Genomic DNA, 26,960 nt, shown 5'->3' with positions numbered 1-26,960 from the left:
CTGCGGGGGAGGGTGAATCAAAATTTTCAGGAGGTAGTTGATGTCGCTCAGCAGAAGGGATTTTCTGAAAAAGAGTGCAACCGCGTCGGCCGTATCCGCAGTCACCCTGATGGGGCTGCACAGCCAGGTCCAGGCGGAAACGATCACCGAGGAGTCCCCGGAACCGCAGGTCGCCCCGAGGGGGGGTGATCGCAAGGCCCCCGCCTTCAAGGTCCAGGACCCGTACCCGCTCGGCCCCGACCAGACCACATACAGGCTGATCAGCGACAAGTACGTCAAAACCATCAAGGTCGACGGCAAGCAGATGCTCCAGGTCGACCCCAAGGCGCTCACCTTGCTGGCCAACGCCGCGATGAAGGACGTGAGCTTCATGCTGCGCCCGGCCCACCTGAAGCAGGTGGCGGCCATCCTGTCCGACCCCGAGGCCACCGACAACGACCGCTACGTCGCGACTGCGCTTCTGCGCAACGCCGAAGTGGCCGCGCAGTTCGAGCTCCCGCTCTGCCAGGACACCGGCACCGCCACCATCTTCGCCAAGAAGGGGCAACAGGTCCTGGTGACCGGCAACGACGAGCAGTACCTCTCCGCGGGCGTCTTCCAGATCTACACCGAGGAGAACCTCCGCTACTCGCAGACCATCCCGCTGGACATGTACCAGGAGACCAACTCGGGCAACAACCTGCCCGCGCAGATCGACATCAACGCCACCCGCGGCATGGATTACAAGTTCCTGTTCGTCGCCAAGGGGGGAGGCTCGGCCAACAAGACCATGCTCTACCAGGAAACCAAGGCGGTCCTGAATCCCGAGAGCCTGGAGAAGTTCCTGGTCGAGAAGATGAAGACCCTCGGCACCGCCGCCTGCCCCCCCTACCACATCGCCTTCGTCATCGGGGGCACCTCGCCCGAGGCCTGCCTGAAGACCGTCAAGCTCGCCACCACCAAGTACCTCGACACCCTCCCCACGACCGGCAACAAGGGTGGCCAGGCCTTCCGCGACCTCGACCTGGAGCAGCGCGTCATGGCGGCAGCCTACAAGTGCGGGTACGGCGCGCAGTTCGGCGGCAAGTACTTCGCCCTCGACGTGCGCGTGATCCGCCTGCCGCGCCACGGCGCCTCCTGCCCGATCGGCATGGGGGTCTCCTGCTCCGCCGACCGCAACGTGAAGGCGAAGATCGACAAAAACGGGATCTGGCTCGAGGAACTGGAGCGCGACCCGGGGAAATATCTCCCGGTGACCGCCCGCCTGAAGAATGCCGGCGGCGTGAAGATCGACCTGAACCAGCCCATGAAGGACGTGCTCGCCCAGATAAGCAAGCACCCGGTCGGGACCCGGCTCTCCCTCTACGGCACCGTCATCGTGGCCCGCGACATCGCCCACGCCAAGTTCAAGGAGCGGCTGGACCAGGGCAAAGGTCTCCCGGACTACCTGAAGAAGTACCCGGTCTACTACGCCGGCCCCGCCAAGAAACCGCAGGGGGGCGCCTCCGGCTCCTTCGGCCCCACCACCGCCGGCCGCATGGACTCCTACGTCGACCTGCTCCAGTCCAACGGCGGATCCATGATCATGATCGCCAAGGGGAACCGCAGCAAACAGGTGACCGACGCGTGCAAGAAGCACGGCGGCTTCTACCTGGGCTCCATCGGCGGCCCGGCGGCACTGCTCGCACACGAGAACATCAAGAAGGTGGAATGCCTGGATTACCCGGAACTGGGGATGGAATCGGTCTGGAAGATCGAGGTGGCGGACTTCCCCGCCTTCATCCTGGTCGACGACAAGGGGAACGACCTCTACAAGAAGATCACCGGCTAGCATCACGACGACGGGGCACCCCGCGTGCCCCGTCAAACCTGTTCCAGCACCTCGCGCAGCTTGGCTGCCAGCACCGGCAGCGAAAACGGCTTCTGGATGAAGTACACCCCCTCGTAGATCACCCCGCGGTGGGCGATGATGTCGGCGGTATAGCCGGACATGAACAGGCATTTCAAGCGCGGATGCCCGGCGCTCAGCACGCCGGCCAGGTCCCGGCCGTTCATCTCGGGCATCACCACGTCCGTCATGAGCAGGTCGATGGAGCCGGTCCTTTTCTCCGCCATGCGGATCGCCTCGCTGGGCGAACCCGCCGTCACAACCACATACCCCAGGCTCTCCAACAGCATCGTCGTCATCTGCAGTATGGCCGGTTCGTCCTCCACCAGCAGGATCGTTTCCCGGCCGCGCGGCAGTTCCCGCACATCCTCCTGCCGCCCCCCCTTTTCATCGGCGCCCAGGTGCCTCGGGATATGGATGGTGAAGGTCGCGCCCCGCCCCGGCTCGCTGGCGACGGTGATGAAGCCCTTGTTCTGGGTGACGATGCCGTAGATGGTGGCCAGGCCGAGCCCGGTTCCGGCACCCACCCCCTTGGTGGTGAAGAAGGGTTCGAAGATGTGGCTCAACGTCTCCCTGTCCATCCCCTCCCCGTCATCGCTTACCGAGATCCACGCGTATTCCCCATGGGCGGCTTCGGGGTGATGCAGCCGATAGGCGTCGTCGACGCTGACGATGCCGGTCTTGATGGTGAGGTTTCCGACATTGACGATGGCGTCGCGGGCGTTGACGCAGAGGTTGGCCATGATCTGGTCGATCTGGGAGCGATCCATCTTTACCGGCCACATCTCCCCCCCGGGTTGCCAGCAAAGGTGGATCTCCTCGCCGATCAACCGCTGCAGCATCTTCAACATCCCGGCTATGGTTTCGTTCAGGTCCAGCACCTGGGGCTCGATGGCCTGCCTGCGGGCAAAGGCCAGCAACTGGCGGGTGAGATCGGCGGAGCGTTCCGCGGCCTTGTAGATCTCCTGCAGGTGAACGTGGATCGGCTGCCCGGGGGAGGCGTCCATCAGCCCCAGGCCGGCATGGCCGATGATCACCCCGAGCATGTTGTTGAAATCGTGCGCCACGCCCCCCGCCAGTCGCCCGATCGATTCCATCCGCTGGGCCTGTTGCAGCTGGGTCTCGAGGGTGACCCGCTCCTCCTCGGACCACTTGCGCATCAGGGCGGCTCCGACGTACGCCGCGATCCCTTCAAGGTGCTGCAACGACTCGGGGGTGTAGCGGTCCTTCCTGTGATCGTTGCACTGGATCAGGCCGACGATCTTGTCCTTGTAGCGGATGGGGACCAGCGCCATCGAGGCGTACTTGCGGTGCATGCAGACGTTGCGGGGGTGGTGGCGCGGGTCCTGGTCGGGGGGCAACTCGAGGAACTGGAACGCGTCGTTGGTCCAGAAGCTCCCCCCCGGAGTGAAGTTGGGATGCCCCTGGGGAACCTGCCCGGAGATGACCAGCCCGCAGGTGCATTCCAGGCGCACCCGGCCGTCCTGGTCCCGGCACAGCCCCCCATCCGCCGAACGCTCCGCCAGCGCGTTTTCCTGTTCCAGCATCGCCTGCGGAAATCCGTTGTGAGCCCAGTACGGGTAGTCCTCCCCCTCCTGCAGGCGGATCCCCACCGCGGCAAAATCGAGCTTCACCCTGAGCAGGTCGATGACCCGCTGCACCGACGCCTTAAGGTCTCCCGGCTCGTTCAGGACCTGCAGCACCTCCCGGCTCACCTCTCTGCGTATCTCCGCCTGTTTGCGTTGGGTTATGTCCTGGTCCATGCCCCGGTACCCCAGGAAGTTGCCGCACCCGTCGAAGTACGGGACACCGCTGGTTTCCAGCACCACCAGACGACCGTCCTTGTGCCGGTTGGTGTTTTCCAGCCTGTGAAAGGACTCGCGCCTGGAGCTGATCCCGGCGAAGATGGCCGCCACGCGGGTGGCTTCTTCCTCCGGCATGAGGTCGAAGGGGGTCTTGCCGACCACCTCCTCCGGGGCATAGCCAAGCAGATCCTTTACCTGCGGGCTGGCGAAGGTGTAGCCGGCGTTGGCGTCGACCTCCCAGATCCAGTTCTGCGACGATTCGATCAGGTTTAAGTGGCGCATCTCCTTTTCCTGCAGCCCCCGATGCATTCTCTCGAAATAGACGAGGATCATGCCGATCGCGATGCTGGTGGCCAGGACGCTGCCGATGAGAAAGCCCCAGGGGGCGAACCACTCGATCGGGCGCAGCAGCGGGTAGTCCGCCTGGTGTATCCCCCACACGATAAAGAGCCAGCCCACCACCCGGCTGGCGGTTTCTCCCTGCTCGGCCTGCTTCAGGACCTGGATTCCGATGTGGATGTAGGTAAAGGCAAGAAAGGCGAAGATGGGGATGATGGTGTACAGGGCCGGCAATCCCGCCGCGACGGTGCCGGCGGTCCACAGTGCCAAAACGGTGCCCGTGCCGGTGAAGCCATGCCCGAGGGCGCTGCCGATGAAGTTCCTGGTACCGGCCAGCAGGATGACGGCGCTGGCTATGATGGCAAGGTAGTTGATTTCCTTGAAGATCAGGCTGGCAGGCCACAAAATGGAGAGGACGAGGAAGAGGTACCTGCAGACGTGCACCCCCCAGGCGAGGGCCCACAATTTCAGGAAGGGTCTTTTGTAGCGGGAGTAGAGGTAGACATTAACCAGCGCCAGTATCGTCACCGAACTGGCAGTCGCTATTGCGGCAATGATTATCCAAGGCATCTACTACCTCTGTGAAGCAGTTCGAATCGGTCAGATGTACACGCTCGTGCAGCTCTCAAACAGTCGAAGAAGATACTATCTTACTAGATGAAGATTACCAGCTGTTTTGTTACAGCAGGAAGAAACTTTTGAATAATATTTTGTGACAGGTGATCAGCGTCAGCATCAAGTTGTCGTATCCTCGACGTCACCTGCGCAGCAGTAGCCGCGGGCAGATAGAGCGTGCGGTTTATCATAAAAGTGTTAAGTTATAGTAAGAGGAACGACAACCATATCACCGAGGTTTCCCTTGCCAAAGCTCAGACGCTGCGTCGTGATTTCAGTAGCAGTACTTGCCGCCCTCATTGTCTTTATTGCGGCGGTACTGCCTATCATTTTAAAAAACAAGGCGGTAGCGGCGATCGAAGATGCCACTGGGCGCCCGGCACGGATCGGTTCGGTCAGTCTGAACCCGCTCACACTGCACGTCGCGGTACGCGATCTTGCCGTCGCCGACAAAGGAGGCCCGCCGCTGATCGCCTTCCGCGCGCTGGAGGCTAGCCTCGCACCGGCGTCGATCTTCAGAAGGACGTTGATCCTCTCGGAGCTCACCCTCGACACGCCGACCGTAAACCTGGTGCGCACCGCCCCCAACCGCTTCAACTTCAGCGACATCATCGAGCGCCAACCCAAGGAGAAGGAGACGAAAAAGGGCTCCCCGCTGCGCTTTTCCCTCAACAACGTCCGCATCAAAAACGGCTCCCTGGATTTCGACGACCGCATCGTCGGCGGGGGGAGGAAACACAGCGTCCGCAGCCTCGACATCGCTATCCCCTTCATAAGCAACAGCCCGTACCTGGCGGACAAGTACATCGACCCGCGTATTTCAGCGGTGGTCAACGGCGCCCCCTTCAGCTTCGCCGGCAAGCTGAAACCGCTCAGCAAATCGCTGGAAACCTCGGTCCACGTCGGGCTGAAGCAACTGAGTCTGCCGCAATACCTGGCATATTACCCGGTCAAGCCACCCGCCGACCTCACTGCGGGGACGCTCACCGTGAACCTCGACATCACCTACCGCATCTCCGCCGACCGCAAGCCGGAACTGGCCCTGAAGGGTCTGACCAGGGTCGATGGAGTCGCCGTGGATCTCCCCGGCGGGAAACCGTTGCTCCGCCTCCCCTCGCTGGAAGTGAAGGCGGCCAACCTGGAGGCGCTGGCAAGAAATTTCCAGTTCGAGTCCATCAGCGCCAGCGGCCTGGAGCTTTTCGTCGAGCGCAGCCAACGCGGGGACTGGATGTACTCGCGGCTCATCCCCCCCAAAAAGAAAGAGGAGGAACCGCAGCAGACGACCGAGACCGGGCAGAAGACGGCGGTCCTCATCCCCTCCTTCTCCTTAAGCAGGGCGACCATCCACTTCCGCGACGACATGCCCAAGGGGGGCTTCAAGACCACCGTTTCCGACATAGAGCTCTCGGCGAGGAACATCAGCACCGCGCCGGGAACTGCGGCGAGCTACCGGCTTGCGCTGAAACCGGACGACGGGGCAACGCTGAAAACGGAAGGAAAGTTCGCCACCGCACCGCTTAGCGTCACCTCGACCATCGAACTTGCCGGGGTGAAGCTCCAGCGCGCCTGGCCTTACCTGGACCGCTACCTGACGGCGCCGGTGCAGGGGACCCTGGGGCTTAGCACCGAGATCGGCTACAGTGACCCCGTCGGCCTGACCGTCCGGAAGGGGAACCTCTCCGTCGCAGGCCTTGCCGCCCGCTACGGCAAGAAGGAGGGATTCGACCTCGCCTCCTTCCAGGTAAAGGACGCCGCCTTCCGCTCAAGCGATAACCGCCTGGAGATCGGCGGCATCCGTCTGTCCCAGGGGAGCATGTCGTTGTCCAAGGAGGCCGACGGCACGTTGTCGCTCCTTTCGCTGTTCGCCGCTCAGAAGGGAGCACCGGCGTCCGCACAAGCCCGCCCTCTCCCCGGCAAGCCTTCCACTGCGGCAGCAGGTTCACCGCGCAGGGGCACATCGCCCCGCGCAGCGGCGTCCCCACGCAAGGAGATTTCGTACCTCGTGAAGCAGATCCAGCTGGAGAAGCTGAACTTCGCGTTCACCGACAAGACCTTCGAGGAGCCGCCACGCTTCACCCTGCGCAACACCAACCTGACCCTCTCCAACCTGCAGGGCCCGAAATCCGCCCCGGCCCCCTTACGCTTCGCCGCCACCTACGGCAAGGGCGCGGCCCTCAAGTTGAACGGCACGCTCACCCCGGCGCCCTTCCGCTACCGGGGCAGTGTCGCCATCGCCCGGCTCCCCATCGCCGATTTCGAGCCCTATTTCCCCGACACCTTCAACTTCTCGGTGATCGGCGGCTCGCTGGACACGACCATGAACCTCGACCTCGCCCTGAAAGACGGCACGGCCAAGGGGAGCTTCCGGGGCAACGCGGGGGTGCGTGACTTCCACAGCATCGACGCCGTGGGCGACCAGGACCTCCTGAAATGGGAAAGCCTGCAGTTCGACGAGTTCCAGGGCAACTTCGCCCCCTTCGCGCTGGAAATCCGCGAGGTGGCGTTGAACGACGTCTACTCGCGCATCATCATCAGGCGAGACGGGACGCTCAACCTACAGGACCTGGTGAAGAAGGAGCCGGCCGTGCCGGCAACGGTCCCGGCAACGGTCCCGGCAACGGTCCCGGCTGCCGCACCAGCCGAGATGAAACCTGCGCCGGCGGCCGCCGCGGCTGCCCCGGCGCAGGCGCCCGCAGCGCAGCGGCAGGTCTCCGTCGGCAGCGTTACCATCCAGAACGGAACCCTGGCCTTCACCGATAACCACCTGCCCCAGACCTTCAACAGCACCTTCTACAACCTGGGCGGGCGGGTCAGCGGGCTCACCTCCGAGGAATCGAAGTTCGCGGACGTCGACCTGCGCGGCAACCTGGAAAACCATTCGCCGATGCAGATCACCGGGAGGCTGAACCCGCTGCGGGACGACCTCTTCGTCGACCTCAAGGTCTCCTTCCGCGACATCGAGCTCTCCCCGGTGACACCGTATTCCGGCACCTATCTCGGCTACGCCATCGACAAGGGCAAACTCTACCTGGATCTCAAGTACCTCATCGAGAGAAAGCAGCTCACCTCCGAAAACAAGGTCTTCATCGACCAGTTCACCTTCGGCAAGAAAGTGGAAAGCAGCCAGGCAACCAGCCTTCCCGTCCGGCTCGCCGTCGCCCTGCTCAAGGATCGCAACGGCGAGATCCATCTCGACCTCCCGGTGACCGGCCGCACCGACGATCCCCAGTTCAGCATCTGGGGGCTGATCGGCCAGGTACTGAAGAACCTGCTGGTCAAGGCAGCCACCTCCCCCTTCGCCCTGCTCTCCTCGCTTGGCGGCAGCGGCCAGGATTTCAGCGTCATCAATTTCCAGCCAGGCTCCAGCGAGTTGCCGGGAGACGAGGAAAAGAAACTGACCCAGTTGGCCAAGGTCGTCGCCGACCGTCCCGGGCTCAAACTGGAGATCAAGGGGTTCGTCGACAAAGGAAAGGATCCGGAGGGGTATCGGCAGGAGCTTTTGAGCCGCAAGGTGAAAAACGAGAAGTTCCTCCACCTGGTCAAGGAGCAGCAGACCAGGGAAGGGGACAGCAGCGACAACGTGCAGCTCTCGCCGGAGGAGTATTCGAAGTACCTGAAGGCGGTCTACAAGAAGGAGAAGTTCCCCAAGCCGCGTAACGCCCTGGGGATGGTGAAGGACCTGCCCGACAACGAGATGAAGAAGCTGATCATAGCCAACACGGTGGTCGGGGAGAGCGAGTTGCAGTCGCTGGCGCGGGAGCGCAGCGCCACCGTGATCAAGTACCTGGTTGCCAAGGGGGGGCTGCCGCCGGAAAAACTCTTCCAGGCGAGCGACAACATCTACAAGGCGCCGGAAAAGGAATCCGCCAACCGCAGCCGCGTCGAGTTCAACGCCATCGCGAGATAAGGCGGCGAAGCAAGACGAGAAAAAGAATGGGGAGCCGAGACAACCTGCCCCCGGCCAGGTCCACGTTGAAAGAGACTACCGTTTCTTTTTCTTCTTCCGCGCCCTCTTTGCGTGGTCCCCGTGATCATGTTGCGGCTCGACGGTTTGCTGCTGGTCGCTCTTCATGAACATGAACGGTATGATGACGATGGCGAAAAACGCCAGGATCGCCGCCAAAGCGATTAACGGTGTCGACATGATTCCCTCCCCACTGCTTGTCATTTACACGGGCAGCCGGTCCGCTGCCACTAATCATCGTTTTTAAACGGAAGGCGGGTTCGTCGCCCGCTGTTTCCGCCCCTTACGCAGGGCGTTGCGCGCATCTTCCGCCAGTTTCAAGTAGCTCTGCCTGATCGCCTCGAGATCCTTCTCGTCCAGTTCCTCCATGTTGAGGAGTGCGTTGTTCGCCCCGTCCAGCGACCGGATGATCTCGTCCAGCTTGAGCTGAATCGCCACCGAATCCCGGTTCTGGGTATTCTGGATCACGAAGACCATCAAGAAGGTGATGATCGTGGTGCCGGTATTGATGACCAGTTGCCAGGTGTCGCTGAACTTGAAAATCGGCCCGGTGACCGCCCAGACCACGATTATCGCAAGAGCGAATATGAAGGAGGATGGGTGACCCGAGGTGTGGGAAACCCAGGTGGCGAAGCGGCTGAAACGGGACACCTCGTGCAGTTTCATGACTCCCTCCGGTTCATTCACGGGTTATGACGGAATCGGTTCGCCGGCGCCGGCAGCACGCAGCATAGCATGCGTGGTTAACGACTATCAATGTAAATGTATCAAGCCTCCACCTGTCGCTCAGTTCGGCCTTTTTTATCACACCCTATAGAGGAAGGGGTGCACTCGAGCGTACCAACATATTGCGCATCAACAATACACCATATAGAATACCGAACTGGTCCTAGCGCCTCGCCATGACACCGCGCCATAACTACGGAAATGGCCACAGCTCCGTAGTCGGAGCTTTCTGTGTCAAATTCAATCGCTGCATAGCTTCGGAGTCCCAGATGTCCCTGCGCAGCCTACGCATCCTCACCGCCATCGCCAGCAAAGGAAGTTTCGCCGCGGCGGCGGAACAACTCTGTCTGACCCAATCCGCCATCAGCCTGCAGATGAAAAACCTGGAAGAAGAACTGGGCGTTCCCCTCTTCGAGCGCACCGGCCGGGGCACCAGGCTGAACCTGAACGGGAAGCTGGTCGTGGAACGGGCCCGGGAGATCATCGACCTCTACGACGGCATCAGGACCGAACTCTCCCCATCGGGCGCCATCAGGGGCGTGCTTACCCTCGGCGCAGTCCCGACGGTGATCACCGGGCCGCTTCCCCCCGTGCTGGGTCGGCTGCGCCAGGAGCACCAGCAGATGCAGGTGAGGCTCGTCTCGAGCCTTTCGGCGGAACTGGTGCGGCAGGTCGAGCAGGGAGACCTCGACGCGGCCCTCACCACCGAGCCCCCGTTTTCCATCCCTGCCCGGTACCAGTGGCGGGTCTACGACGAGGAGCCCTTCTTCGTGGTCGCCCCCAAAGGGACCGGGCCTGCCACGGTGGCCGAACTCTTCGCGGCCTATCCCTTCGTGCGCTTCGACAAGACGGCATGGGCGGGTGCGTTGGTGGACGGACAGTTGCTGACGCAGGGGATCCGCCCGCGCGAGGTGATGGAGTTCGATTCGCTGGAGGCGGCGCTGAGCCTGGTGGAAGAGGGGCTCGGGATCGCCGTCATGCCGCTGAACCGGCGCCGGCTCAAGGATGCACAAAGGCATTTCGCACTTACCCCGTTCGGCACGCCCCAGTTGGTCCGGAAGATAGGGATGTACCAGAAACGCCACCATCCGCGGCTCGCGCTGACCCAACTGGTGCTGGACGAGCTCAGTCGCGAGTGCGGATACTTGAGAAAAACTTGAACGTCAGGCAAGAATTATGAACTTTTTCGCAAAGTGATGGCCGTGCTACTCTGATTCCACTGCGAGACAGGAAGGAGAGTAGCTTGATCACCATAGTAAACGCCCTCACCCCCGTGCTGTCCCTGATCCTGGTCGGCTTCCTGATCAGGCGCAGCGAATTCCTTTCCCCAACCTTCTGGCCCTCTGCCGAGCGGCTCACCTACTTCCTGCTGATGCCGGCAGCCCTCATCCACAGTCTGGCCGGCAAGAAGATCGGTTCGCTCCCCTGGTTCGGCATCCTCCTTACCGTCGAAGGGGTGGTCGCCGCCAGTGCACTCCTGGTCATCCTGTGGGGCGCCGCCAACCGGCGCATGGGAGGCGGCGTCTTCACCTCGCTGTTCCAGGGTGGCGTCCGCTTCAACACCTTCGTGGCGCTCGCCCTCGCCGAGAGCCTGTTCGGCAAGGACGGACTGTTCCTGGCGGCCCTCGGCGCCGGGTTCATGATCGTCCTCATCAACGTGCTCTGCGTCTCCGCCTTCTCGCTGACCGTCGGCAGCGGCGGCGGGCTCGATCTCAGGCGCCTGGCGGCCGACCTCGTGCGCAACCCGCTCATCATCGGCTGCGTCCTGGGAATCGCCATCAACGCATCGGGGTGGCAACTTCCCGCCGCCATAGACGGCACCCTCGCGCTGGCAGGGAAAGCGGCCTTCCCGGTGGGGCTCATGGCGGTGGGGGCGGCCTACCGGGCCGGCAACCTGGCCCTGCACTGGCAACCTACCGTGGTGAGTTGCTGCATCCAGTTTCTGTGCAAACCGGTGCTCGCCTGGTCCCTCGCCGCGGCAACCGGGCTTACCGGCGCGGCGGCGGGGGTGGTGCTGCTTCTTTTCAGCGTCCCCACCGCGCCGACAGCCTACATCCTCTCCCGGCAGATGGGGGGCGACCATGACAGCATGGCCTCCATCATCACCGCCCAGACCTGCCTCTCCTTCGTCACGCTCCCGGTCACGGTCTGGATGTTGCTGTGATCCCGCCCAAAAGAAAACGGGCGCCCCGTATCGGAAGCGCCCGTTCTCATCACTGGTCCCCCGGAAGGGGGGCTTCGCCGTTAGCCGGCCGTCGGTGCCTTGGCCAGGTCCGATTTCAGGAGTTTGTCGATCTCCTTCTTGAGCAGGTTCTTCTGGTCGTCGGACATCACCGACATGGCGCTCCTCTCGATGCGCAGCGACTCCCCCTCGAAACCGAGCTTGTTGAGCTTCATCAGATCGGTGGCGAACACGGTGATGTCGATCTGCTTCAGGTCGTCACCCTTGAGATCCTTCTTGACCAGGTTCGCATACTTCTTGGTGATGGCGCTTGCCTGCTGCAGCTGGCTTCTCAGCATCCGGGAGACGTCGATGTCTTTCTTCGCGACGACGTCGTCGGACTTCGCCGTGATGATGATCTTCTCGATGTCTTCGCTTACGGCACTCAGGCGCACCAGGCTGATTTCCGCCTTGCCGTTGTCATCGAGCTTCACGGCGATGTTGGCACCGTCTCCGGAGCTGACGGTGATCTCCTTGTTGGCCAGCGGCATCCTGATGAACTCGTCTTTCTCATCAAGCAGCTTTTTCTCCGACTTGAGCTCGGTACGCTCGACGCGGCTGTCGGACTCGATGTTCATGAAGGGGTTCAGCCCGGCAAAGCTCGTGTCGAGGATGGAGTCGGTGATGCTGTTCGGGATCAGGCCGAGCAGGGCGAAATCCAGCACGTTCACCGTTACACCGACAGGCAGCAGCGCAATCCCCATCGGCACCTCGTAGAGCTCGCGCAACCCCTGGTACGGCGTGGAGAAATCGTAGTCCGTCTTCAGTTCGTACGACTTCACCCTGAACGCCTTGGAGTCCTGGACCGCCACGCTTATCTGCGGCGAGCTGACCAAGGCTCCCGCGCTGGAGTCGATGTCCACCGTGTGATTTTTCAGGTCCCGGACGACCTGGCTCTCTGTCAGCGTGCTCGTCCTGACATGGTTCGCACATCCCAGGGAAAGCAGGCACGACAGTACCACCGACATTTTGCTTACGTTTTTAAACATGCTACACTCCCTCCTCATCAACATTTCATGTAATAACAGATCTGAAACGCTTACAAAGATCAGCCGCCGGCTGCATGGCTCCGTTCAATGAATCCCGCAATCGCTTCAGATGAGTTTCCAACTGTGTGAGTTTCGTTTTATATACAAAAAGATTTTTTAAAGCAAACATATAATTAAAAACTGCACTATCCTTCCTGGACTCAAAGCAGGCGCCCTCCCCCATCACCCGTTCCGACCGATCCATCACCGCAGCAATGAACGCAGCAACGACAGCATCTGCTCAGCCCCGCTTTTATCCGCTACCAAACACCACTCAAGATGAACCATGAATCATCCGATACGGTACATGGATGAAAATACATCCTAGACTGCAGCGGGTCGTGCCGTGACTGATCCGGTGTGAACGAGACAGCTACTTCGGCGGTTACTATGACAGAACCACAGGTGTTACTAGTCGACGATGATCCGATCTCACTCGGCATCATCAAGAAGCAGCTAGAGAACCAGGACATCGGCTGCTTCACAGCCGAGAGCGCAGCAAACGGACTGACCCTGCTGGAAAGGGAAAGAGTGGGGCTGGTCATTACCGACCTGGTCATGCCGGAGATGGACGGCATCGCCTTCATGCACGCCGCCAGGGAGCGCTTTCCCTCCCTCCCCTTCATCATGCTCACCGCCGCCGGCAGCATCGAATCCGCAGTGGCGGCGATGAAGGAGGGAGCCTTCGACTACCTGGAAAAGCCGTGCAACCGGGAGACGTTCCAGCTCGCGGTGCGACGGGCGCTGGAATTCGGACGCGTGTCGGGGCAGAACGCCCAGCTGCTTGAGCATTTCCAGGAGAAGTTCAGTTTCCACAACATCGTGACCCAATCGCCCGCCTTCAGGAGGGTGCTGGAAGTGGCGGCGAAGGCGGCCGCCTCCCCGCGCACCACCATCTGCCTGACCGGAGAGAGCGGCACCGGCAAGGAGGTGCTCGCCAAGGCGATCCACAGCACCTCGGGCGGGTTGCCGGTGACCTTCGTGGCGGTGAACTGCGCGGCCATCCCCGAGGCGCTGCTGGAGAGCGAGCTGTTCGGCCATGTCCGGGGCGCCTTCACCGGCGCGGACCGGGACCGGGAGGGAAAGTTCTCCCTGGCGCAGGGTGGGACGGTGCTCCTCGACGAGATCGGGGACATGCCGCCCAGTCTGCAGGCCAAGCTGCTGCGCGTCCTCGAGGAGCGCAGCTTCGAGAAGATCGGCTCCAACAAGGTCCTCCCTGCCGACTTCCGGATCATCGCAGCCACGCACCGCGACCTGGCCGAAATGGTGCGCAAGGGGGAGTTCCGCGAGGATCTCTACCACAGGATCAACGTGGTGCCGCTCAAGATCCCCCCCCTGCGCGAGCGCAGGGAAGACATCCCGCTGCTGGTCGACTTTTTCATCAATCTCTTCAGGCAGCACCAGGGCAAGGCGCTCCCCGGCGTGTCCAGGAAGGCCTTGGGGGTGATGATGGAGTACTCGTGGCCGGGCAACATCCGGGAGCTCAGAAACGTGCTGGAGTACGCTACCATCCTGGTCTCCAACGAACTGATACGGCCGGAGCACCTGCGGCTTGCCTGCAGCGATGCCCCGGGCCGCCCCGAACAGGAGGGGACGGTGGAATACCACCTGCAGTTCCCCCCGGAGGAGCTGTCTCTGCGCGCCGTGACGGACCGGGTGCTGGCGCTGACCCTGGAGCGTTGCGCAGGCAACAAGTCGCGGGCGGCGGAGCTACTCAAGGTGAATCGCAAGATGTTCTACAGCTAAGGTCGCACCGTGCCGGTATCCCGCGGGGGGCGGCCGCTCGCCCGGCCGCGCTGTGGCGTTCGCCGCCATAGCCCCCCCGCAGTTCCGCCTGACAGCAGGTCCGCCCGAATGTCCCGATTGCACCCACTGTGTCCCCTAAACGGCCACTGCGTCCCGGCCAAAGCCCGGCAAGCCACCGGAAAATCCGCTTCTGCGCCTTTGGCACTCTATGTGTAGATGTTTTAGCCGACGATCGAACCATCGCGGCTGGGAACATCGCTGCAGAGAGTCAATGGAGGAGAGGATGTCACAAGAATCGGTGGAAAAATTTCTGGGGCGCCTTGTCACCGACGGCAACTTCCGCCGGGTGGCGGCGGCCTCGTTCGAGCACGCGGCCCTGCAGGCGGGGCTCACCATGTCCCAGGCGGAAATAGCTGCGCTGCAACGTGTCGATCTCGACCTGCTGGCTGCCCTGGCCGACTCTGTCGACGACAGCATTCTGAGAAGTTAGGAGCGGAGATGTTCGAAAACGTGCAGGTGGTCCTGGCGGATGACGATCCCCTCAACCTCGACATGCTCGAGAAGATGCTGCAGAACTTCGAGTGCACGCTGATCAAGGCCGGCAACGGGCAGGAGGTCATCGATGCCATCTCGGCCCACCCCCGGGTGGACCTGGTCGTCATGGACCTGAACATGCCGGTGCTGGACGGTTACGAGGTGCTGCGCCGGATCAAACAGAATGTGCACTGGCATGATATACCGGTGGTCGTGGTCACGTCGGACGGCAAGGACGTGGCAACCGTTTTGGAACTGGGCGCCAACGATTTTTTGGCCAAGCCGTTCAACCTATGCGAACTGCGCCACCGGGTCATGAACCAGATCCGCAACAAAAGGCTCGCCGACTTTGCCCGCAACACCAACGCCATCCTGGAAATGGAAGTGGCCAAACGAACGGCCGCCCTGCAGCAGGCTCTGGCGAAATCCCTGCAGACCGAATACGAGATCTCGCTGCGCCTGGGTCGGGCGGCGGAGTTCAGGGACCAGGAGACCGGATCGCACCTCAAGTGCATCAGCCAGCTTTCCAAGCGCCTGGGCCAGTTGGCCCGCATCCCCGAGGAGCAGTGCGAGATCCTGTATTTCGCCTCGCTGCTGCACGACGTGGGGAAGATCGGCATCCCGGACTCGATACTGCTCAAGCCCGGCAAGCTCACGCCCGAAGAGTTCGGGACCATGAAGGAGCACACGGTCATCGGCGGCAAGATCATGTCCGGTGCCAGGGACTACCCGGTCATCGAGGCGGGAAGGATCATCGCACTGCAGCACCACGAAAAATGGGACGGGACCGGCTACCCTTACGGTCTCAAAGGTGACGAGATACACATCTTCGCGAGGGTGGTGTCCATAGTGGACGTCTTCGATGCGCTGCTGACCGAGAGGGTCTACAAGCGGGCCTTCACCCCTGAGGAGACCAGCAGCATCATGATGGACGAAAGCGGCAAGGCCTTCGACCCGCAACTACTCGAACTGTTCTTCAGGCATGTCGACGAGTTCCACACCCTCCAACAGGGCATCCACACCGACACCCTCCCCAACGCCGGCATCACCGAGATGATCCGCTAGCCGCCGTGCGGCCGCCCCTGACCGGATACCGTTGTCCGTCCCCTAGGGGGCGGAGCCGGGCGCGTTACCGCCGCTCCCTGGTGCTGATCCGCTGCAGTTTCTGCCCCAGATCAGCGAGACGATAGGGCTTCTGGATGAAACCGGCCAGCCCCCTGCCGACGAACCTCTCGGTGATCTCCTGCTCGCTGTAGCCGCTGGAGAGGATCACCTGCACCTGGGGGTCCAAGGACCGCAACTGCTGCAGGGCCTGCTCGCCGTCCATGTGCGGCATGGTGAGGTCCAGGATCACGCAGTCCACCTCGTCCCGGTGCAGTCGGAATGTTTCCACGGCGGCAGAACCGTCCTCGGCGGTCAACACGCTGTAGCCGAGGCTCTGAAGCATCTCGCTCGCCAGGCTGCGGATCGCTTCCTCGTCGTCGACCAGCAGCACCGTCCCGGAGCCGCATGCCGCGACCACGCTCTGCGGCTGCCGCGCAGGCTGCCGATGTTCCCCTTCGCACGCGGGGAGGTACACCCTGAACAAGGAACCCAACCCCGGTTCACTGTGCACCTCGATGGTCCCCCTGTGACCGCGCACGATCCCCAAAACGGCGGCCATGCCCAGCCCCCGCCCGGTGAACTTGGTGGTGAAGAAGGGATCGAATATCTTGCCCAGGGTATCCTGGTCCATGCCGCAGCCGTCGTCGGCCACCTCGAAGTAGACGTAGAGTCCCTCCTGGAGCCGGTCGGTGAGCCACAGCCGGGCCAGCGCCCTCCCGTCCAGCTCCGTGGTCCCGGTCCGCACCACGATCACGCCGTTGCGGTCGCCGATCGCCTCCGAGGCGTTGATGACGAGATTCATGATGACCTGGCGGATCTGCGTCGCGTCCACCTTCAGCAGGGGAAGACCGCCGGCGAGCTCCAGGCGCATCTCGGCCTTCTTGGAGATGGAGACCTCCAGCATGTGGCTCATTTCCTTGATGATGGCGTTGACGTCCATCACCTCGATGACGAAGCTCCCCTTGCCGGAGTAGGCAAGCATCTGCTGGGCAAGGTCCGCGGCGCGCTGCGAGGACTTCTCTATGTTCTGCAGGTTGGTGCGGACCGGCGACTCCTGCGGCAGCCTAAGCAGCGCCAGCTCGGCGTTGCCCATGATCGCCATCAGGATGTTGTTGAAGTCGTGCGCGATCCCCCCCGCCAGCACTCCCAGGCTCTCCAGCTTCTGGACGTGCAGGATCTGGGCTTCCATCTCCTTTTTCTCCTGCGCCAGGCGCCTCTCATCGGTGACGTCGCGGCCGACCACCAACAGGTGCTTCTTGTCCTTCATCAGCAGTCGGGAAAGGCTGTAGGACATGGCGACCTCTTTGCCGAAACTGGTGCGCAGGTCCACGTCGCGCACCCGGGCCACGCCGTCGTCGAGCACCTGCTCGGCCACCTCCAGAAGGCCGCTTTCCCGCCACGAGCGCAGGGTGCGGAAATTCTGTCCCTGCATCGTCTCCACCTGCCCGCCTGCGATATCAGCCGTCGCCTGGTTCAAAAGGATGCACTGCCCCGACTCGCCGTCGAAGATGCGGATCCCCATCGGGGAGTAGCGCATCAGCGACTCGAACAGCAGCAGGTTCTCGCGCCGCTCCTCTTCGCTCTTTCTGTGCCCGGTGATGTCCCTGGTGATCCCCAGCAGGGAGACGATTTCCCCGTGGTCGTTGCGAAAGGGAACGGCGTGGGTGTCGAGCCAGACCCGCCGCCCCTTCAGGCCGATCGCCTCGAAGACCAGGTTGCCGGTAATGCCGCGGAAGACGTTCCGGGCCAGTTCGATGAAGGCGCCGCGGTACTCCGGTGTCACCAGGGGATAGACGCTCTCCCCCAGCACCTGGTCCAGGCTATCGGCGTCGATCATGTTGAGCCCGGCCCGGTTCATCATCTGCAGGCGCCCCTCGCAGTCGAGGAGCTTGACGCATTCGGGTTCGGTCTGGATGATGGTGTTCAGGAACGCCTCGCTGCGGGCAAGGGCGTCCCCCCTGGCGCGCAGCTGCTCCGCCATCGCGTCGAAGGTGCACGCCAGGCTTCCCAGCTCCCCCCCCACCACCAGAGACGATATCTTCACCGCCGAATCTCCGCCGGCCACCCTCTCCGACGCATCCTCCAGAAGCCTGATGCGGTCTCCGATGCAGCGTTTCCCGATCAGGATCGCGCAGCCGCAGGCCAGAAACAGAACCGACGACAGCAACAGGATGCTGTGGGCGAGCGCGCGGTTGGGTTGACGGGTGGCGACGTCGATGGGAATGCCGGCGGTGACGTACAGGTAGGGAGTGGCTTCCCCGGGGAGCCACAGTTTGCGGTAGGAGATGATCCTTTGGTCCCCCTGGAGCCCGTTGCGGACCTCGGTGCCGGTCTCGGCTCCTTGCCGGATCTTGCGGAAAGCGTCGTCGGGATAGGGCTTGCCGACGTAGCGCTCCTGTTCGATCCCCCGGGCCAGGATGATCCCGCGGTGGTCCATGATCACGAAACTTGCGCCGGCGGGGAGCTTCATCTGCTGCAGCAGTTGCCGGTAGTTGCCGACGTTGATGCTGACGCCGATGACCCCCGCGATGTTCCCCTTGTCGTCTTTTAGGGGGTACCCCAGGTTGAAGACGGGCTTGGTGATGATGCGGCTCAGGATGTACTCTCCCGAGGACAGCCTGCCGCTGCGAACGGCGTTTTCGAAGAAGCGCCGCTTGCTGACGTCGAGTGACTGGCTCATGGGCATCGCCGACGCCCACATCTTCCCCCGCGCGTCGGAGATGGTGATGTTGCCGTACATCGGGTTGAGCTTGAGCAGGTCTTTGAGGATCGGCTCGACCCTCGCCTTGTCCCGCGCCCTCACCTCTGGGAGCTGTGCCAGCGAGGTCACCAGCTGCTCGGCGGCCACCACCAGGTTGTGCTGCTCGGTGGCGATCCGCTCGCTCAACTGCTCGGTCTCGCGCCTCGCCTCCGCCAGCATCGCGTTTCGGAACTCGATGCCCGTGTACAGGATGACGCCGGCGGCCGGCAGGGCGACGACGAAGACGATGAGCAGCAGCAAAAAACGGATGGACAGCGAGGACGGCCGAAACATCTTACCTCTCTTGGCTACGGCAACAGGACATTGACAAACGACGGGCGAAGGCTTTATGTATCTTAGCAGAAATTAAAGCTGCCAAGAATGTGACAATCCGAAGGAGAGAGTGCCAGATGTCATGTCCGTCCCCGCTTAACCCAGTGCGATGCAGTCCTTCTTCTGTCCACGCCGCAGACTGCGGCCATGCGTTCCGGAGCGAGGTAGTATCATGAACCTCTACCACGAGCTTTGTCTCCCCCATCTCACCAACTGCGTCTGCGGGCTGAAGGCTCTCGCCCGGCAACGGGAGTTGATCGTGCCGCTGGCTCGCGGGCGCGTGCTCGAGGTGGGGATGGGGACGGCATTGAACCTTCCCTTTTACGACCGGGACAAGGTGAGCTGCATCTGGGGATTGGAACCGTCACCGGGGATGCGCAAGGCGGCGGAAAAAAACGTGCGGCGCAGCGGGATGCAGGTGCAGTGGCTCGATCTCCCCGCCGCGACCATCCCCCTGGAAGACGGGTGCGTCGACACCGTGCTGCTGACCTTCACCCTGTGCAGCATAGCCGACTGGCAGGGTGCCTTGGAGGAGATGCGGCGCGTGCTTGCACCGCAAGGAAGGCTGCTTTTTTGCGAGCACGGGTCGGCCCCCGATGAGGGGGTGCTGCGATGGCAGGAGCGGATCACGCCGTGGTGGAAGCATCTGGCTGGAGGGTGTCACCTCGACCGTCCCATCCCGCGGCTGATCGGGTCGTCAGGGTTCAGGGTTACCGAGCTCGCTGCCGGGTACGCGGCGGGGGTGCCCAAGGTGGCGGGATACACCTATCGAGGCTGCGCGGAAAAGGGGTGAGTTCACGGCTGCGCCTCGTCCCACATGACGCGCAGTCTGTCGGCGCTGTACTTCAGGAAAGCGGGGTCCGGCGTCAAGACTTCGAGGGTGATGGTGCCGTCGTAACCTCGGCGAGGCTCTTCAGGTTCTGCCCGATGACAAAGGCCCGGTCGTGCATCGGCGCATGGGCGTCCGGGTGTATACTGGCGGAGCCGGCCCCCTCCTTACCCTTGCGAAAGGGGAACGCTGCAACGAGTCTGGAAGAGACCGCCGTTGCTTGTCCGTTTCCGCGCCTGGCGGGCGCAGCCTCAGGTACTCCGTGCGGGCGTCTTTTACCTGCCGCATCACCCCCGCCGAACGCAGGGTGAAAACGGTGTCCATAGGCACGCCGCCGCTTGCCAGCATCTTGGCAGTCCAGGTGTTGCAGGTATGGGTGATGAGGTAGTCCCCCTCGGCCTTGAAGAACCGGTATTCGGCGCGCGGTCCCCCCTTCAACGGATAAGGGCGCTGCGCCGGGTCGAGCTTGAAGCTGGCGCGCAGGTTATCCTTTAAATGCTTCAAGCCGGTTTTCGACAAGGTGAGCTCGACCAGGTCGGCACCGGGAAACTGTTCAGTCGGGGCAACGGGCATGGAGAAGACGTGCATCACACTCGGGTTTCTCCCGAAGACCGCCTTCAGGAAGATGGACGCCGTCACCTTGTCCGCCTGATAGAACTCGGCCTCCCCCCAGCCGAACTCGTAGTAGCGCCCCGGGCGCAGGTACTCCTTGACGAAGCCCAGTTCCTCCCCCAGCTCTTCGGCAGGCAAGGCGATCCCCGCGTGCCAGCCGTGCGCTATGACGTAGATGGATCGCTCTTCCCCCCTCGTCGCCGGCAGGTAATGCCACTTTGTCCCCGCGGTACAGCCGAGCACCGCCCAGAGCAAAACCACCAGCAGCGCAGGCAGCCATGGTCGCGGCAGCGCTCGCGCACACCCGGCAAAAAAAGGTTCCCTGCCCGGTCGCTTTTCCATGTGAACCTCCCGCCGCCGAAAGGCCGAAAATTCAAAACCTTGCTGCCGGCCATCGAGATCTTACCAAGGCCGCTTCGGCAGTCAACGCAGGCGCGTCATTGACACCCGGGTCTCAGCTGCTAGCATGTGCAGCGTTAAAGAAGACCAATACACCTTCTACGTATTTCGCCTGAAGGCACAGTTGAAGAGGACGGAGCCACGTGAGCTACCTTTTCAAATACATGCGGCACAAATCCATCATCAAGAGAATGACCGGCCGCAGGCTTTTGAACTGCATCCTGCTATGTACCGAACTGAAGGCACGCAAGACACACCTCAAATCCTCTCCGATCATCGCACGCATCAACACCTACCCTCTTTGCAACCTGAAGTGCCCGGCCTGTCAAAGGATTGCCAAGAGTACCACCGCGTCCGCCACCGGGATGATGACGCTTACTCAGTACCGGGAGATACTGGACAAGATCGCCGCGCATCTGTTGCTTGTCGTGCTGTACGACGAAGGGGAGCCGCTGCTGCATCCCGAACTGCCTCAGATCATCCGATACACGGCAAGCCGCAACATCTCGACCAGCATCAGCACCAATCTCAGCATGCCCCTCTCCGATAAGTACCTGCTGGACCTGATGACCTCGGGACTCGACCGCATGACGGTATCCATGGACGGCATGACGCAGGAGACCTACGCACGTTACCGGATCGGCGGGGACATCGCCATGCTCAAGGCGAACCTCGAGCGGCTCCTGCGGCTTAGAAAACAGACCGGCAGCAAGACCAGGGTCGAGGTCCAGTTCCTCGACTTCGGGTTCAATGCCCATGAAAAGTCCGATGTGAAAGAGTACGCCGCCCGGGTGGGAGCCGACGACTTCAGGGCATTGCCGTCGTCCATTTACGGGTTGGAAGAATACCTCGCGGACCGGAGCAAGACCCTGAGCGAGCGGGACCACCTGAGACGCGGATGCCTGGACGTCTGGAGCATCGCCCATATCAGCAGCGACGGCAGGTTGTTCCCCTGCGACTTCGGTGAGGACAGCGGCATGCCCGCGGTTGGGAACCTTTTCCGCGAGGATTTCGCAACACTGTGGAACAAGCCGCGCATGACGGCGATACGTGCCTATTTCAAGGGGACCGATGGTTCCTTCGACACCTCCATATGCATGCGGTGTCCCTCCACGAATGAGGCACCGTTTTTTTTGAGATAGCGGGAGGTAATTCTGTTGTCAAAGGAGCCGCACCTTGAAGATCTGGATAGATCTGAGCGCTGCGCCCGACCCGTACTTTTTCCGTCCCATCATCGAGAGCCTGAAAAGACGTGGGCAGAAAGTCCTCATCACCTCACGGGACTTCAGTGAAACGGTCGCAATCGCGCGGCACTGTAGGTTTCAATTCGAGGTAGTGGGGCGAAACGGGGATGGACGGCTGCTGGACAAGTTCAAGTGTACCTGGCTCAGGACGTTCCAACTCGCCCGCCTTGCCCGGAAACACCGCCCGGACGTTGCCGTAAGCTTCAACTCGTACTCCCAGGGGCTGGCCGCAAAGTTTCTCGGAATTCGTTTTGTCACCTTCATGGACTACGAGTATCACCCTTTGACTGACCTCGCCTTCTGCCTGGCAGATGACGTCGTCCTCCCTGCCGGTTACGATGCCGCCATGTTGTCGAAACAGTCCGGTCAGGGGGAAATACTGCACCGTTTCGAAGGTCTGAAAGAGGACATAGCGGTCAGTTCGTTCATCCCCGACGCTGGAACCGAAAAACAGCTCGCGTTACTCGGCATCAACAGTTCCCAGGTCCTGGTTACCGTGCGCCCCCCCCCTGACAACAGTTGCTACCACCGGTTCGACAACGAGCTTTTTTACCAGGTGCTATCTTTCGTTGCGGGCCGGCCGAAGGTGAAAATCCTTTACCTCCCCAGAAACGGTACGCAACTGGAGAAAGCGAAGGCGCTGCGCCTGGAGAACCTGGTGCCCCTCCCCTTCTTCATGGACGGCCATCAACTGGTCTACCATTCCGACCTCGTCATAAGCGCCGGTGGTTCCATGAACAGGGAGGCTGTGGCCCTGGGAATTCCGGCATATACGACTTTCAAGGGACGGATGGCAGGCGTCGACAAGGTCCTCATCGAGTCCGGGCAGCTCAAGCAGATCCGTTCGCCGCACGACTTCCCAAACATTGCCGTACAAAAGTGCAGGAACAGACGTCCCCTGCACGGCAACCCCGCCCTGGTGGAACGATTCACCGACATCATCTGCACGAACGGGTCGTGACCTGCCGACACAGCATAACACTCAACCACGATGAGAACATCTTAGTAAAAATATTTGACGTTCAATGTTTTGAATGTATAGTAGGTCGCCTGAAGAATCTGCCTGCGGGACCATTTCCTGTGCCGTACTCGGTAGCCTTGATGTGCCGAAATGAGAGAACGTGACTACATGGCGAAGGTCATGAGACATAGCAAAAAGCGTCCTGTGCGCCGCCTGATAGCTGCCGTCCTGTCAGTGATCTATCTGGTAATAGCCTGCGGCCCGCTTGCGAATGTCGCCATGGCTTCAAACAAAGTGGTGCATGCCATTACCAATGAGTGCTCAGGCGACTGTTCCATCTGCGGATGCTCGCCGGAGAGCAGGGCGTCACAGACCTGCTGCTGTAGTCAGAAACGTCAGCAACAGGCGCAAGAAGACGCCACCCCGGACTGCTGCAAAAATAAACCCAGCGTCAAAAGAACATTCATAGCTTCCTGTGGCTGTCCCTGCGGGGGTGACAATGCAGTCACCCTGTCGGACCTTTCTAGCAACGATCTCCTCCCCTATTACTTCACCGGCCCTTGGGCCATTTTCCAGGCAGAGCCCCGCCATCGGAACCACCCCGCACATCTCTACTCGCGTTTTACGGACCCACCCGAGCCCCCTCCGCGACAGGCATAATCCCGACCAAGCTAGATATTTCGATGATGCCATCAGTCCCCCCGGCTGCTCTGCCGAAAATGCGCAGAACTGCGCCACGGGGCCGCTGTGCGCTATTCTCTGCACGCGCCGAAGATCAACCTGCGTATGCCGGTTCGTCCCATGAGTGCTGCCGGGAGTTCATTCAGCTGTCGGCGGCAACGTCATAATTCCACAGGAGGCTCCCTGATGAGGATCATGATTTTAGTGGCGGCGTGCCTCGCATTTTTGACCGGATGCGAGAGTAACGTCGACACAAAAGTCGGAGCACTTGCGCCGGCAATTGCAGGCGTTGACATCAATGCCGAGCCGGTGAATCTGCACCGGCTCAAGGGCAAGGTCGTTGTCGTTTATTTCTGGACGGATTCCTGCTGCGGCGAGAACGTCAAGCAACTCGAGCCTCTTTACCAACGGTACTCCCACGACCAGTTCGCGATGGTGGCTATCGCCGAGTTGTGTTCACAAAAAGACGTAGCCGCTTACGCCAGGAAAAACGGCATAACCTTTACAATGCTGGCGGACGAAGGGGCAAACCTGTTGAAGCAGTACCGGGTATTGGGCTTCCCGACAGTCTTCATCCTGGACCGGAACGGGATCATCCGGGAAAAGATTTTGGGAGCGATCCAGGCTGATACGCTGCGAAAACTCGTCGACCGGCAGTTCGGCAAGAAAAGTGGCGACGCCGGTCCTGCCGAGGTGAATCGGCGCTGATGCGGATACTGCCGGCGGTCCGTGCCGCAGGCATCTTCCATCAACCTACATAACCCCATGGAGGGCAGTCATGAAAAAGCTGTGTTTCGTTTCAATCCTGCTGCTGAATTTCGTCGCTGCTGTTTTTGCGGCGGGAGGCGACATAGAGAATCATCCGGCATGTACCTATTGCGGCATGGATAGGGGAAAGTTCGCCCACAGCAGGGTACTGATCGAGTACGACGACGGTACCTCGTTCGGCGCTTGCAGTCTCCACTGTGCAGCGCTGGAGCTTGCCACCAAGATCGACAAGACACCAAAGACGATAGCGGTCGGCGACTATCAGACCCGTACCCTGATCGATGCGGAAAAGGCCGTGTGGGTGCTCGGCGGCAAGAGGGCGGGCGTCATGACCGGTAACGCGAAGTGGGCTTTTGCTGAGAAAGGCGCTGCAGCGGCGTTCATCAAGGAAAACGGCGGGACAGCGGTGACTTTCGATGAGGCGATGAAGGTGGCATACGAGGACATGTACCGCGACACGAAGCAGATCCGTGAAAGGCGCAAGATGAGAAGGTCGCAGATGCCCAAAGGCGGGCAGTGATGGCTGGCACTCTGACGTCAAAGCTGGCCTTGCTTCTCGCCGTCATCATTGCGGGAGGTGCGCTTGCCTGGGCCGGGGACCGGATGCCCCGCAAGGTCGGCCCAAAAGACAAATGCCCCGTCTGCGGCATGTTCGTTGCCAAATTCCCTGACTTCGCCGCAGAAATCCAATTCAAGGATGGAGCAGCAGTCCATTTCGATGGAGCCAAGGACATGTTCAAGTACTATCTCAACCTGTCCCGCTACGCACCCGGCCGGAAAACGGCCGACATCGCAGCCGTCTTCGTCACCGACTACTACGACCTTACCAAGGTCGACGGTCTTTCTGCCTGTTACGTAACGGGCAGCGATGTCTATGGCCCGATGGGGCGGGAACTCATTCCCTTCCGCAGCGAGTCCAAGGCGCGTGACTTCCGGAAGGATCACCGGGGAAATTCGGTACTGCGCTTCCGCGGCGTCACACCCGTCCTGCTGGACCGGCTCGACTGATGGCGCCGCGTCGCTCGACAATTTTCCTGGGGACTGCTGCCGGGCTGGTGCTGGGCCTGGGCGGGATGATTTTACACACCCGGGCCCAGGAGCGGGCGTCGCAGCAAGCGCTGGCGCGTAATGCTGCCCTGGTAAAGCGGCTGCAAGTGACCGATCTTTGCCTTTGCACCGAAGCCGGCTACACCCGTCATCCGAGCATGACGGATTTTGCGACCCCCTTCCAGGACGCGCCGATGTCGCTGGAGCACTTCCCCACCGGCGCGGTGATCCAACCTCCTCCACACGTGGTGGCACGACATGGCAAACATGATTGAACGGCACCGGCATATTCTCGATTTCACCCTGGCCGCACTCCTGCGTCGCAAAGGGAAAAATGGCGGGCTCGTGCTGGTTTACACCCTGATCATTTTCGTCCTCGCATCGGTACTCTTCTTCACCGAGGCGATCAAGCGCGAAGCGACGCTGGTCCTTCACGAGTCTCCCGAGATAATCGTCCAGCGCACCCAGGCCGGGCGCTACCAGACCATCCCCGCTTCCTGGTGCGAGGAGATAGGCAGGATCAACGGAGTCACATCGGTACAACCACGCTTGTGGGGCTACCACTATGACCGGACACGGCGTGCCAACTACACCTTCATGGTGCCTGCCCAGGCCCCTCCGCAGCCGGGCCACGTGGATCTCGGCAGCGGGGTCGCACGCGTTCTGGGCGCCGACATTGGGGACACCATAGCGTTTGCGGGACACGATGGAGTGCCGCGCGCCTACACGGTCGGTACCCTTCTGGAGAGCGAGTCGCAACTGCTGACTGCGGATGTGGTCCTTATTTCGGAGCGGGATTACCGTGACTTCTCGGGCATCCCTGCAGGACAGGCCACCGATCTTGTCCTGCAGGTGCGCAATCCGCGGGAGTACGCGACCGTAGTCGAAAAGATAACCGGGATGCATCACGACGCCCGTCCGATCCTGCGCAGCGAGATCCAACGGACCTACGACGCGGTCTTTGGCTGGCGCTCGGGGCTGATGATCGTCATCTACAGCGGCGCGGCACTGGCCTTTCTCATCCTTTCCTGGGACAAGGCGACCGGACTTTCCGCCGAAGAGCGCACGGAGATCGGTATCCTCAAAGCAGTCGGCTGGGACACGTCCGACATTCTCTTGATGAAATTTTGGGAGGGAGCCGTCATATCTCTTACGGCCTTCCTGGCAGGGACCATCTTCGCCTACATTCACGTATTCTTCACGTCCTCGGCCCTGTTTGCACCGGTACTCAAAGGGTGGTCCACCCTCTACCCTTCCTTCCGCCTAATGCCCGTGCTCGATCTGCGGCAGGGTGCCGCCCTTTTCTTCCTCACCGTGGTTCCCTACACCGTCACCACCATCGTCCCATCCTGGAGGGCGGCAACCATCGACCCCGACAGGGTCATGCGCTGAAGGAG

General features: G+C 61.6%; 21 protein-coding genes. 15 read left to right on the top strand and 6 right to left on the bottom strand.

The features are described from left to right. The first annotated feature begins 40 nt into the window (after positions 1-40). Positions 41-1,810, top strand: coding sequence for a fumarate hydratase (locus KP004_RS01875; RefSeq protein WP_216800699.1), 1,770 nt, complete (start codon positions 41-43; stop codon positions 1,808-1,810). Between the two features lie 32 nt (positions 1,811-1,842). Here the strand turns inward: KP004_RS01875 and KP004_RS01870 are convergent, their stop codons facing one another. Next, on the bottom strand, positions 1,843-4,581 hold the full coding sequence (locus KP004_RS01870; protein WP_216800698.1) for a PAS domain S-box protein: 2,739 nt from the start codon (positions 4,579-4,581) through the stop codon (positions 1,843-1,845). A gap of 289 nt (positions 4,582-4,870) precedes the next feature. Between KP004_RS01870 and KP004_RS01865 the strand changes: the two genes are divergently transcribed. After that, positions 4,871-8,533, top strand: a complete 3,663-nt coding sequence (locus KP004_RS01865; RefSeq protein WP_216800697.1) for a DUF748 domain-containing protein — start codon at positions 4,871-4,873, stop codon at positions 8,531-8,533. Between the two features lie 75 nt (positions 8,534-8,608). Here KP004_RS01865 and KP004_RS01860 read toward each other — a convergent pair whose 3' ends face one another. Continuing rightward, positions 8,609-8,770, bottom strand: coding sequence for a hypothetical protein (locus KP004_RS01860; protein WP_216800696.1), 162 nt, complete (start codon positions 8,768-8,770; stop codon positions 8,609-8,611). A gap of 63 nt (positions 8,771-8,833) precedes the next feature. Continuing rightward, positions 8,834-9,256 (bottom strand): low affinity iron permease family protein, encoded by a 423-nt coding sequence (locus KP004_RS01855; protein ID WP_216800695.1) that lies wholly within the window; start codon positions 9,254-9,256, stop codon positions 8,834-8,836. A 329-nt stretch (positions 9,257-9,585) separates the two neighbouring features. Between KP004_RS01855 and KP004_RS01850 the strand changes: the two genes are divergently transcribed. Together KP004_RS01850 and KP004_RS01845 are read left to right on the top strand one after the other, a co-directional pair. After that, positions 9,586-10,476 carry a LysR family transcriptional regulator gene (locus tag KP004_RS01850; RefSeq protein ID WP_216800694.1) on the top strand — a complete coding sequence of 297 codons (891 nt, stop codon included), beginning with the start codon at positions 9,586-9,588 and terminating at the stop codon, positions 10,474-10,476. An 83-nt stretch (positions 10,477-10,559) separates the two neighbouring features. Next, entirely contained in the window at positions 10,560-11,480 is a 921-nt protein-coding gene (locus KP004_RS01845; RefSeq protein ID WP_216800693.1) for an AEC family transporter, read from the top strand. A gap of 80 nt (positions 11,481-11,560) precedes the next feature. On the opposite strand, the gene KP004_RS01840 is transcribed toward KP004_RS01845, so the two are convergent. Beyond that, positions 11,561-12,526, bottom strand: a complete 966-nt coding sequence (locus tag KP004_RS01840) for a hypothetical protein (protein ID WP_216800692.1) — start codon at positions 12,524-12,526, stop codon at positions 11,561-11,563. Between the two features lie 429 nt (positions 12,527-12,955). Between KP004_RS01840 and KP004_RS01835 the strand changes: the two genes are divergently transcribed. From KP004_RS01835 to KP004_RS01825, 3 genes are all read left to right on the top strand, one after another. After that, positions 12,956-14,311 (top strand): sigma-54-dependent transcriptional regulator, encoded by a 1,356-nt coding sequence (locus tag KP004_RS01835; RefSeq protein WP_216800691.1) that lies wholly within the window; start codon positions 12,956-12,958, stop codon positions 14,309-14,311. A 283-nt stretch (positions 14,312-14,594) separates the two neighbouring features. After that, on the top strand, positions 14,595-14,801 hold the full coding sequence (locus KP004_RS01830; RefSeq protein ID WP_216800690.1) for an Os1348 family NHLP clan protein: 207 nt from the start codon (positions 14,595-14,597) through the stop codon (positions 14,799-14,801). Between the two features lie 8 nt (positions 14,802-14,809). Next, positions 14,810-15,910: an HD domain-containing phosphohydrolase gene (locus tag KP004_RS01825; RefSeq protein WP_216800689.1), complete on the top strand. Its 1,101-nt coding sequence runs from the start codon at positions 14,810-14,812 to the stop codon at positions 15,908-15,910. A 64-nt stretch (positions 15,911-15,974) separates the two neighbouring features. Here the strand turns inward: KP004_RS01825 and KP004_RS01820 are convergent, their stop codons facing one another. Continuing rightward, positions 15,975-18,983 (bottom strand): response regulator, encoded by a 3,009-nt coding sequence (locus tag KP004_RS01820; RefSeq protein ID WP_216800688.1) that lies wholly within the window; start codon positions 18,981-18,983, stop codon positions 15,975-15,977. Positions 18,984-19,194: 211 nt separating this feature from the next. On the opposite strand from KP004_RS01820, the gene KP004_RS01815 reads away from it, so the two are divergent. Next, complete coding sequence (locus KP004_RS01815) at positions 19,195-19,815, top strand: class I SAM-dependent methyltransferase (protein ID WP_216800687.1); 621 nt, start codon at positions 19,195-19,197, stop codon at positions 19,813-19,815. Positions 19,816-19,935: 120 nt separating this feature from the next. Here the strand turns inward: KP004_RS01815 and KP004_RS01810 are convergent, their stop codons facing one another. Then, positions 19,936-20,805 carry a DUF2459 domain-containing protein gene (locus KP004_RS01810; protein WP_216800686.1) on the bottom strand — a complete coding sequence of 290 codons (870 nt, stop codon included), beginning with the start codon at positions 20,803-20,805 and terminating at the stop codon, positions 19,936-19,938. Positions 20,806-21,026: 221 nt separating this feature from the next. Between KP004_RS01810 and KP004_RS01805 the strand changes: the two genes are divergently transcribed. The 7 genes from KP004_RS01805 (at position 21,027) to KP004_RS01775 (ending at position 26,955) form a co-directional block, all read left to right on the top strand. Then, a complete protein-coding gene (locus tag KP004_RS01805) occupies positions 21,027-22,004 on the top strand; it encodes a radical SAM protein (RefSeq protein ID WP_216800685.1) in 978 nt (325 codons plus the stop codon). A gap of 34 nt (positions 22,005-22,038) precedes the next feature. Next, positions 22,039-23,067 carry a DUF354 domain-containing protein gene (locus KP004_RS01800; RefSeq protein ID WP_216800684.1) on the top strand — a complete coding sequence of 343 codons (1,029 nt, stop codon included), beginning with the start codon at positions 22,039-22,041 and terminating at the stop codon, positions 23,065-23,067. 867 nt (positions 23,068-23,934) lie between these two features. After that, complete coding sequence (locus KP004_RS01795; RefSeq protein ID WP_216800683.1) at positions 23,935-24,456, top strand: TlpA family protein disulfide reductase; 522 nt, start codon at positions 23,935-23,937, stop codon at positions 24,454-24,456. Between the two features lie 70 nt (positions 24,457-24,526). Then, a complete protein-coding gene (locus KP004_RS01790; RefSeq protein WP_216800682.1) occupies positions 24,527-25,036 on the top strand; it encodes a nitrous oxide reductase accessory protein NosL in 510 nt (169 codons plus the stop codon). Between the two features lie 128 nt (positions 25,037-25,164). Then, a complete protein-coding gene (locus tag KP004_RS01785; RefSeq protein WP_239026899.1) occupies positions 25,165-25,524 on the top strand; it encodes a nitrous oxide reductase accessory protein NosL in 360 nt (119 codons plus the stop codon). After that, a complete protein-coding gene (locus tag KP004_RS01780) occupies positions 25,524-25,838 on the top strand; it encodes a hypothetical protein (protein WP_216800680.1) in 315 nt (104 codons plus the stop codon). Before KP004_RS01785 ends, KP004_RS01780 begins: the two co-directional genes overlap by 1 nt. Next, positions 25,822-26,955, top strand: coding sequence for an ABC transporter permease (locus KP004_RS01775; protein WP_216800679.1), 1,134 nt, complete (start codon positions 25,822-25,824; stop codon positions 26,953-26,955). The genes KP004_RS01780 and KP004_RS01775 overlap by 17 nt, the downstream gene beginning before the upstream one ends. Positions 26,956-26,960 lie beyond the last annotated feature (5 nt).

It is taken from the genome of Geomonas oryzisoli (genome assembly GCF_018986915.1).
In the GTDB taxonomy this organism is placed as follows: Bacteria; Desulfobacterota; Desulfuromonadia; order Geobacterales; family Geobacteraceae; genus Geomonas; species Geomonas oryzisoli.
This window is presented reverse-complemented; position numbering and strand designations above follow the sequence as displayed.

Excerpts from the sequence above, each read along its gene's own strand:
- KP004_RS01875 (WP_216800699.1), top strand. The coding sequence starts at position 41 with ATGTCGCTCAGCAGAAGGGATTTTCTGAAAAAGAGTGCAACCGCGTCG.
- KP004_RS01870 (WP_216800698.1), bottom strand. The coding sequence starts at position 4,581 with ATGCCTTGGATAATCATTGCCGCAATAGCGACTGCCAGTTCGGTGACG.
- KP004_RS01860 (WP_216800696.1), bottom strand. The coding sequence starts at position 8,770 with ATGTCGACACCGTTAATCGCTTTGGCGGCGATCCTGGCGTTTTTCGCC.
- KP004_RS01855 (WP_216800695.1), bottom strand. The coding sequence starts at position 9,256 with ATGAAACTGCACGAGGTGTCCCGTTTCAGCCGCTTCGCCACCTGGGTT.
- KP004_RS01850 (WP_216800694.1), top strand. The coding sequence starts at position 9,586 with ATGTCCCTGCGCAGCCTACGCATCCTCACCGCCATCGCCAGCAAAGGA.
- KP004_RS01840 (WP_216800692.1), bottom strand. The coding sequence starts at position 12,526 with ATGTTTAAAAACGTAAGCAAAATGTCGGTGGTACTGTCGTGCCTGCTT.
- KP004_RS01835 (WP_216800691.1), top strand. The coding sequence starts at position 12,956 with ATGACAGAACCACAGGTGTTACTAGTCGACGATGATCCGATCTCACTC.
- KP004_RS01830 (WP_216800690.1), top strand. The coding sequence starts at position 14,595 with ATGTCACAAGAATCGGTGGAAAAATTTCTGGGGCGCCTTGTCACCGAC.
- KP004_RS01825 (WP_216800689.1), top strand. The coding sequence starts at position 14,810 with ATGTTCGAAAACGTGCAGGTGGTCCTGGCGGATGACGATCCCCTCAAC.
- KP004_RS01820 (WP_216800688.1), bottom strand. The coding sequence starts at position 18,983 with ATGTTTCGGCCGTCCTCGCTGTCCATCCGTTTTTTGCTGCTGCTCATC.
- KP004_RS01815 (WP_216800687.1), top strand. The coding sequence starts at position 19,195 with ATGAACCTCTACCACGAGCTTTGTCTCCCCCATCTCACCAACTGCGTC.
- KP004_RS01810 (WP_216800686.1), bottom strand. The coding sequence starts at position 20,805 with ATGGAAAAGCGACCGGGCAGGGAACCTTTTTTTGCCGGGTGTGCGCGA.
- KP004_RS01805 (WP_216800685.1), top strand. The coding sequence starts at position 21,027 with ATGCGGCACAAATCCATCATCAAGAGAATGACCGGCCGCAGGCTTTTG.
- KP004_RS01795 (WP_216800683.1), top strand. The coding sequence starts at position 23,935 with ATGAGGATCATGATTTTAGTGGCGGCGTGCCTCGCATTTTTGACCGGA.
- KP004_RS01790 (WP_216800682.1), top strand. The coding sequence starts at position 24,527 with ATGAAAAAGCTGTGTTTCGTTTCAATCCTGCTGCTGAATTTCGTCGCT.
- KP004_RS01785 (WP_239026899.1), top strand. The coding sequence starts at position 25,165 with ATGTTCGTTGCCAAATTCCCTGACTTCGCCGCAGAAATCCAATTCAAG.
- KP004_RS01780 (WP_216800680.1), top strand. The coding sequence starts at position 25,524 with ATGGCGCCGCGTCGCTCGACAATTTTCCTGGGGACTGCTGCCGGGCTG.
- KP004_RS01775 (WP_216800679.1), top strand. The coding sequence starts at position 25,822 with ATGGCAAACATGATTGAACGGCACCGGCATATTCTCGATTTCACCCTG.